Raw genomic sequence first — 8,103 nt, 5'->3', positions numbered from 1 at the left:
CCCCCACGGCCCCCATCGGCCCCCCGACGGCACCCACACCGAAAGGCCCCTTCATGGACGTACGTGAACTGAGGATCGCCGGCGCCTTCCACTGCGTCCCCGACAACTTCCCCGACGAGCGCGGCCACCTCGCCTCGCCCTTCCAGGAAGAGGCCTTCATCAAGGCCACCGGTCACGGCCTGTTCCCGGTCCGGCAGACCAACCACAGCCGTTCGCGCCGCGGCGTCGTACGAGGCGTCCACTACACCACGACCCCGCCGGGCGGGGCCAAGTACGTCCACTGCTCCCACGGCAGGGCCCTGGACATCGTGGTGGACGTACGCGTCGGGTCGCCCACCTTCGGGGTCTGGGAGTCCGTCGTGCTCACCGCCGAACACCCCAGCGCCGTCTACCTCCCCGTCGGCGTCGGGCACGCCTTCGTCGCCCTCGACGACGCCGTCATGACGTACCTGCTCTCCGTCCCCTACACGCCGTCCCACGAACAGGCCGTCTCCGTCCACGACCCCGCGCTGAACCTGCCCGTGCCCCACGAGGACGTCATCCTGTCCGAACGCGACCGCGACGCCCTCACCTTGGAGGAGTCCGCGGAGCGGGGGATGCTGCCGGACTACGACGCTTCGCTGCGGATCGAGGCCGCCCTCTACGGCGCCTCCCCGGCCGACGGGCGGGAGGGGAGCGGCGCGTGAACCCCTCCGACGACAAGCGCCCGTTGGTGACCGTACTCGGCGCCTCGGGGTTCATCGGCTCCGCCGTCGCGGCCGAACTCGTCCGGCGGCCGGTCCGGCTGCGCCTCGTGACCCGAGGCCATCGGCCGCCGGCCGCCGTCGCGGACGCCAAGGACGTCGAACTGCGCACCGCCGACGCCACCGACCCGGCGGCCCTGGCCGCCGCGGTCGCCGGCTCCGACGTGGTCGTCCACCTGCTCGCCCACCTGTCCGGCGACATCAACTGGCGGGGCGCCGACCCGGTCGCCGAACGCGTCAACGTGGGCACCATGCGGCACCTCACCGCCGCCCTCCGCCCGGAACCCGGCGGCCGCCCGGTCACCGTGATCTACGCCGGCGCCGCCAGCCAGGTCGGCCTCTCCGCCGCCCCGCGCATCGACGGCTCCGAGCCCGACGAGCCGCAGGGCGCCTACGACCGGCAGAAACTCGCCGCGCAGCGGCTGCTGGAGCAGGCGACCAGGGCGGGCGACGTGCACGGGATCACCCTGCGGCTGCCCACCGTCATCGGCTGCGCGCCCGGCCGCACCACGTCCAAGGGCGTCGTGGCGGCCATGACCAAGCGGGCCCTGGCGGGCGAGCCCATCACCATGTGGCACGACGGCACCGTCCGCCGCGACCTGCTGCACGTCGACGACATCGCCCGGGCCTTCGCCGCGGCCCTCGACCACGGGCACGAACTCGTCGGCCGCCACTGGCTGCTCGGCAGCGGCCACGGCGAACCGCTGGGCGCCGTCTTCCGCCGGATCGCCGAGCTGGTGGCGGACCGCACCGGACGGCCCCCCGTCCCCGTCCTCACCGTCGACCCGCCCGAGTACGCCGAACTGGGCGACTTCCACAGCATCGAGATCGACGCGTCCGCGTTCCGCGGCGTCACCGGCTGGCAGCCGCGCCTGACGCTCGACCAGGCCCTGGAACGGACCGTGGACGCCCTGTACCGGCACACCGTCGAGGCGCCGGAGGCCGCCGAGCCCCGCTCCTGAGCCGCCGTCTCGATCCGCGCCCGAGCCGGCACCGGCCCACCGTCCCCCGCTCCGAGGAGAAGAGAATGTCCGAACCACGTGCCACCGCCGGTCCCGAGGCCCCGCCACGGGACCGGACACCGACGCCGGAACCGGCCGTCAGCGCCGGCCGGTGGCGCATCGAGGTGAACCGGAACGCCTGCGCCGGCACCGGCATCTGCCTGGGGACCGCGGCCCGGCACATGCGCCTCGACAACGGCAGGGCCCGGCCGGTCGAGGAGGTCGTCGACCCCGACCTCAGCGTGACCGACGCCGCCGACACCTGCCCGATGGAGGCGATCACCGTCCGCGACGCGGCGACGGGCGAGATCCTCGCGCCGAAGCTGTAGCCACAACCACGCCGCCCTGCAACGGGGTTGGCGACCAGCTGACCGTCCGTCAGCCGAAACGACCGTCTTCGACCCGAGGTGGGATGTGCATGAGTGTGCTGGTATGGGCCTACGGCGATGAGTACGAGGCCGAACGCGCGGAGATCCTCGACGCCGTCGACACGGTGTTCTCCTCCGGGCGACTGGTGTTGGGCCCGAGCGTGCGGGACTTCGAGGCGGAGTTCGCCGAGTACCACGGCCTCGCCCACTGCGTCGGCGTCGACAACGGCACGAACGCGGTGAAGCTCGCCCTCCAGGCGCTCGGCGTGGGCCCCGGCGACGAGGTCGTCACCGTGTCCAACACGGCCGCTCCCACCGTCGTCGCCATCGCCGGCACCGGAGCGGACGTGCGATTCGTCGACATCGACCCGGCCACCTACCTCATGGATCCGGCGGGTCTGGCCGCCGCCGTGACCCCGCGCACCCGCTGTGTCGTCCCGGTCCACCTGTACGGCCAGTGCGCCGCCATGGACGAGATCGGACAGGTCGCCCGCGAGCACGGTCTGACGGTCGTCGAGGACTGCGCCCAGGCCCACGGCGCCCGGCAAGGCGGCCGGCTCGCCGGCACCTTCGGGGACGCCGCCGCCTACTCCTTCTACCCCACCAAGGTGCTCGGCGCCTACGGCGACGGCGGAGCGGTCCTCACCGGCCGTTCCGACGTCGACCGCGCGCTGCGGCGGCTCCGCTACTACGGCATGGAGGAGCGGTACTCCGTCGAATCCCTCCCCGGCCACAACAGCCGGCTCGACGAGGTGCAGGCGGAGATCCTGCGCCGGAAGCTGCGCCGGCTCGACGACTACATCGCCGCCCGCCGCGCCGTCGCCGACCGCTACCGACAAGCCCTGAAGGACACCTCACTCACCCTCCCCGCGATCGCGCCCGGCAACGACCACGTCTACTACCTCTACGTCGTGAGCCACCCCCGGCGCGACCTGATCCTGGAGCGCCTGCGCGCCCACGACATCGAGCTGAACGTCAGCTACCGCTGGCCCGTCCACACCATGAAGGCCTTCGCCGGCACTCCCGCGGCCGACGCCCGCCTCCCCGTCACGGAGCGGCGCGCGCGGGAGATCTTCTCGCTGCCCATGTACCCGTCGCTGCGCCGGGACGTCCAGGAGCGGGTGATCGAGGCCCTGCTCAAGGTGCTCCCGACCGTGGACTGACAGGGGTTGCCGGGCGGTTAGGCGGCCCCCGGGGGCTGACCCGGATACGCGCCAAAGGGGCAATGAGTTGATCTTGAGCAGCGGAGGCCCTCGGCTGAGGGCGTGAGATCAGCAGTCGCCCGTGACGGTTCCTGGTTCGCCCCGTGTCGTTGCTCTTGCCGGAGACGTTGTCCGGGGTGTGAGGGGTGAGGAGTACGTCGAGGCGGCGGCCGGGCTGGAGAAGCAGGTGGTTGCTGCTGACGTTCCATTCCAGCAGGGCCCGCGGCTCGCCGGGCCAGACGTGGCCGCCGCCGTGCAGCGGCCGGTGCTTGCGGTGCACGTCCAGCGGCGCTCGCCGTTGACGGTGGTAGAACGATCAGCCGCCGAGCACGCCGGGGACGACGCTGCTGAACATGCTGGTGGTACTCACTCCCGGGGAGAACCACTCGCCTTGAACACCTAGGCGGGTGTGCCCGTTCGGGTTGGCTCTGCGGCGATAGGGGTTGGCCTCGTCCCAGCCGTGCTACAGGAAGACGAGATGTCTATGCGTCCTCATTGGCCCCCTCAACACACGGAGCAACCATGTCCAATCCTCTCAACGCCTTCAGGGTAAGGTCCCCCAGGCCTACTTCAGGGTCACCGGCATCGGGGATTCTGACGACGGAGAGCAGGTGCTGAACGTCCAGAACACCTCTGGGCAGGACGTCACCATCCGGGCGGGCGAGTCGTTCCAGATCCCCCTGGCCAACGGACTGCTGCAGGAGTGATCCCGGCTGGGGCCGGAACCCGCAAGGCGTGGTTGCTGCCGGGTTGTGCCCTGTTCTCCCGGAGCTACGGCAGAGGAACAAGCAGCTCTCTGTCATGAGAGTGACGCTTGGTCAGGGAGGGCAAGGCGGGGCCCGGGGACTTCGTCGGCCTGGAGGGCGGCGAAGTCGGCTTGGGCCTGGTCGACGGCTTCGGGGTATGTCTCGCGCTTGGTGTGCTCGGCGAGCGCCCGGTAGATGCTGGCGACGGAGGGGCTCTGCCCCTTGCGCCTGCCGGTGGGGATGATCAGGTCGGGCTGGATCTGCTCGACGGACTCGCCGCCCGCGCGGCGCCGGAGCACGAAGTGCAGCATGTCGTCGGTGATGACCGGCGGGCGGCCGCCGTGCTTGCCCTTGCGGGCCGCGGTGTCGAGGCCCTCCAGCGTGGACTCGCGGATGTTCTCCCGCTCGGTCTCCGCCATGGCAGCGAAGAACGCGAACAGCAGCTTTCCCGGGCCGGTGGGGTCGTAGAGGCCGGGCAGGGGCCCGGCCAGCATCTCCAGGATCAGGCCGTGGGCGGTGAGGTGGTCGGCGAGTGCGGTGAGCTCGGCGGCGTCGCGACCCAGGCGCTTCATCTCGTACACCGTGAAGATCACGCGGCAGTGCGGGGCGTGCGCCTTGATCTCCCGCGCCGTCCGCAGGGCCTCCTCGAACCGGGGGCGGACTCGCACCCGGGTGCTGATCTTCTCGCTGAAGATTTTCTCCCTCGGGATGCCGTGCCCCGCGAGCGCGTCGAGCTGGGAGTCGAGTTCCTGCCCGAGGGTGGAGCAGCGGGCGTAGCCGATGCGGATGTCCGCGCTCGGCAGGTCCGGGTCGATCGGCGCCGGCGGCGGGGTGCCCGGCCGCCACGGCCGGCCCGGCGCACGGTCGGCGGGGGTAGGGACCCGCAGCGCCTTCTTCAGCCGTGGCACCTTCGTGAAGCGGCGGGTGTGGTAGGCGGAGGCGACCGCGCCGCCGCGCGAGCGGCACGGCGAGCCGCGCTGGGCGTCGCACTTCGGACAGGCGTGCTGCTCGACGGGGACTGAGGGGCCGTCATGGGCCGGAATTCTCGCACAATGCAAGTCTCGGAAGGGGGCCTGTTCCGCTTTTAAGCGAGGACGGGTTCTGCGAATGATTCCTGGGCCGACGAGGGGGCGGCGGCTCATGATTGATCTTGCTCGCACAAAGGACCGTTTGCAAGAACCGCCCATCGGATCTCCTGGCGACGGTAACACCAGTTCTCTGATCCTCCTGTTGAACGCCCGGCACTTGCCGCCGGCCATGGCTGAGAGTCAGTTGCCGCCCGTCTCCGGAGCGCCGGGTGGCGGGGACTCTTTAATCACCTCTATGAAGTTCTTTCTCGGGTTTCACTCTTGACGCCTTGAGCTGTCATCAATTCAGGAGAGCCGAACGGCGACAATCGGCCGGATGGTGTAACTCAATGTCCGGATGATCTTAATCCGATAGAGTGAATGCCTTTGGAGCCTTGATATTTCGCTGTATATTAAACGTGCGACAGGCGGCGAGGCGCTTCGACCGCCATCCTTATCGTAATCGCTGCGGCATCGCTCTGGGGTGTATGCCACTTGCGTGACGTGAATGGTAATTTCCGGCACTCTCTGGGGGAGAAATGGCCGATCTCACAGACTTGCAGAAGATCACCGACGTTTGGGCTGCCTTCGCCTCCTACTCGTTGAAGGGCGGGGGAGTCTGGTTCACCGCCAGCACCGACTACAAAGCTCACCACGACACCAACAAGCCGGAGCACCTCGGCAAGCAGGTCAAGGTTGAGCTCGCCAACGTCAGGTACGACCTGGGCAATGAGGTACTCACGAACTCCTGGGACAACGTCGACTCGGCAGTGGTAACGAACGACACCAGCCTCGAGCAGAGCACCAACCGGACCTTCTCCAAAGAGCTCAGCGAGACGTATTCAGCGACGGTCACCAAGACGGTGAAGGTCGGCGTCGAGGTATCGGGAACCCTCGGTATCGAAAACGTCGCCAGCGCGGGCGTAAAGATCAGTATGGAGGCAACCTACAGTAAGGCGGAAACGAACACGAAGACAGAAAAGCGGGCCTGGACCCTGAGCACGCCCGTCAAGGTTCCAGCGCACAGCACGGTGACAGCAATCATGCAGGTAAACGAACGCAGTCTGGAAATTCGCTGGGCTGCGGACGTCAAACTCGCCGGCTATGTGGCAGTCTGGTTCAACGCCAAGGTCGACCTCAATAACAAGGGCGGAGACGACAAGCACAATCTTTGGTTCGTTCCCATCCAGCAGGTCTTCGCCGATTTGGGCGGACTCGCGAAGGATCCGATTGGTAAAAGTGCCTTGCATAGTGTGGGGCTCGATCCAGCTACTTTCCTCGATGGCTACTCCTGGTCCTCTGCCGGCGTGGTGACCACCGGTGAGGGCAACTTCAAGGGCCACTACGGAACGGAAAGTCGCATCACCTTCAAGCAGGGCCCGCTGCTCCCCCACCAAAGCCCCGACAGTCTTCCCGACAGCCCCGTCAACCCGCCGGCCGTCTACGAAGACCCCGCACTGCCAGGCGACGACGAGTCGTCTCAGCCTGCCCCGGCCGCCGCCTGAGCCTGGCGCTGCCCGCGAGCATGCCACTGTGCCTGCCCCACCCGGTTGGGCGGGGCAGGCACAGTGGGGTCAGCGGTGGGGGGGGCTTGGCTCAGCCGTCTTGCCGGGTGAGGGTCTTGCGGGTCAGGCGGCCTGGCCGAAGCCGACGGCCGCCGGGTCCTGCTCGCGCAGCGGGGTGAAGTCGACGTCCAGTGCCGTCTCGTAGGCCTCGGGCTGGATGCCGAGTTCGTGGGTGGAGTACTCGCCGAACCGGTTGATGTGCTCGGTCAGGTACGGCGAGATGTGGGCCAGGTCCTCCGGAGCGATCTCCCAGCCCTCTTCCAGCAGCTGCCGGGCGATCTCCGCGATGTCCAAGGCGTTGTGGAAGATCACCGCGTTGGTGAGCAGGGCGTTGAACTTCATTGTCTTCTCCTGCTCGACGGGTCGTTGTCGGCGATGACGCCGCGGTTGCCGAAGCCGAGCCACTGGGAGAACCGGTTGAACGACTCCACCTTGTTCGTCGCCGAGGTCACCCGCCGGCGAAGCGGCGCATCCGAGAGGAAGCGCAGCAACTGTACGGTGCGGATCACGCGGCCGACCTCGCGGAACGCGGTGTAGGTGGCGTTCTTCCGTGATCCCGAGCGCAGCCGCTTGAGCAGCGTGGAGGAGGAGATGGCGCCCTCGCGGACGGAGAGGGCCACGCGCGTCAGGTGCCGGAACTGGGACTCCATCAGCTCCCAGTCGATCACGTTCTTCCCCACTTCGCCGAACAGCGCGTCGATGTGCACGTACTCGCTCTGCTTCGAGGGCCGGTAGAAGGTCGGGCCCTTCCAGTTCCTGATCCGGGGCATGAGGTCGAAGCCCAGCAGGTGCGCGAGCGCGAACACCGGCTGGGACTGCCCTTGGGTGTCGGCGTGCACGGTGGTCGGCTTGACCTCGGAGGTGTTTTTTGAGCAGGCCCTCGATGATGTAGACGGCCTCCCACACCCCGCACGGGATGAAGTGCGTGAACAGCGCGATGTAGGTGTCGGAGATGTGGTGGTAGGCGATGCCGCTCGGCTTTCCGTACCGCACGGACATCTCGGCGAGCAGGTTGTCGAGGTAGGTGTCCATGTGGGTGCCGTGGGCCGCCACCGCGGTGCCGTCACCCCATGCCTGCGCGATGTCCAGGCGCGCGTGCGCGTTGACCAGGTCGGCGATGGCCTCGTTCAGCAGCACGATGGAGAAGTGCCGGTTCGCCACATACGACAACTCATGACCACTTACTCCGGGGATGTGGCGGGCGGCCTCGTAGGGCCCATGTTGGTGCCCTTGACAAAGGCGGTGATGACGTAGCGGCCGAAGGGGTCCTGAAGCTTCGGCTCGTTGCCGGAGGCCGGACCGAAGCGGCGCCACCACTCCACCCAGTTCGCGGTCCTGGACGAGATCCCGATCAGCGTGCGCTCCGGCAGCCGGGACTTGATCTCCTGCTCCAGCCGCTTCGCCGAAGGGA

Annotated in this window: 6 protein-coding genes and 2 pseudogenes; 5 read left to right on the top strand and 3 right to left on the bottom strand. The window is 68.5% G+C overall.

What is annotated here, in order from left to right; all coding sequences use genetic code 11:
* Positions 1-53 precede the first annotated feature (53 nt).
* The 4 genes from ACSNOK_RS07730 to ACSNOK_RS07715 all read left to right on the top strand — a co-directional run bounded on the left by ACSNOK_RS07730 (position 54) and on the right by ACSNOK_RS07715 (position 3,275).
* Positions 54-686 (top strand): dTDP-4-dehydrorhamnose 3,5-epimerase family protein, encoded by a 633-nt coding sequence (locus tag ACSNOK_RS07730; RefSeq protein ID WP_436779844.1) that lies wholly within the window; start codon positions 54-56, stop codon positions 684-686.
* A complete protein-coding gene (locus tag ACSNOK_RS07725) occupies positions 683-1,705 on the top strand; it encodes an NAD-dependent epimerase/dehydratase family protein (protein WP_436779843.1) in 1,023 nt (340 codons plus the stop codon). Before ACSNOK_RS07730 ends, ACSNOK_RS07725 begins: the two co-directional genes overlap by 4 nt.
* Before the next feature lie 65 nt (positions 1,706-1,770).
* On the top strand, positions 1,771-2,073 hold the full coding sequence (locus ACSNOK_RS07720) for a ferredoxin (protein WP_436779842.1): 303 nt from the start codon (positions 1,771-1,773) through the stop codon (positions 2,071-2,073).
* A gap of 89 nt (positions 2,074-2,162) precedes the next feature.
* Positions 2,163-3,275 (top strand): DegT/DnrJ/EryC1/StrS family aminotransferase, encoded by a 1,113-nt coding sequence (locus tag ACSNOK_RS07715; RefSeq protein ID WP_436779841.1) that lies wholly within the window; start codon positions 2,163-2,165, stop codon positions 3,273-3,275.
* An 838-nt stretch (positions 3,276-4,113) separates the two neighbouring features.
* Here ACSNOK_RS07715 and ACSNOK_RS07710 read toward each other — a convergent pair.
* The gene (locus ACSNOK_RS07710; RefSeq protein WP_436779840.1) at positions 4,114-5,118 is read right to left on the bottom strand and encodes a recombinase family protein; all 1,005 of its coding nucleotides are present in this window, start codon (positions 5,116-5,118) and stop codon (positions 4,114-4,116) included.
* A 548-nt stretch (positions 5,119-5,666) separates the two neighbouring features.
* Here ACSNOK_RS07710 and ACSNOK_RS07705 point away from each other — a divergent pair.
* Positions 5,667-6,632: an ETX/MTX2 family pore-forming toxin gene (locus ACSNOK_RS07705; protein WP_436779839.1), complete on the top strand. Its 966-nt coding sequence runs from the start codon at positions 5,667-5,669 to the stop codon at positions 6,630-6,632.
* Positions 6,633-6,755: 123 nt separating this feature from the next.
* Here ACSNOK_RS07705 and ACSNOK_RS07700 read toward each other — a convergent pair.
* Positions 6,756-7,531 (bottom strand): annotated as a pseudogene (locus ACSNOK_RS07700) (Tn3 family transposase).
* 91 nt (positions 7,532-7,622) lie between these two features.
* Positions 7,623-8,006 (bottom strand): annotated as a pseudogene (locus ACSNOK_RS07695) (Tn3 family transposase); the annotation flags it as partial.
* Positions 8,007-8,103: the final 97 nt, after the last annotated feature.

Origin of the sequence: Streptomyces sp. URMC 126 (assembly GCF_051386555.1) — a bacterium.
In the GTDB taxonomy this organism is placed as follows: domain Bacteria; phylum Actinomycetota; class Actinomycetes; order Streptomycetales; family Streptomycetaceae; genus Streptomyces.
Note: the sequence above shows the minus strand (reverse complement) of the source record. Positions and strands in the feature narration are given on the sequence as shown.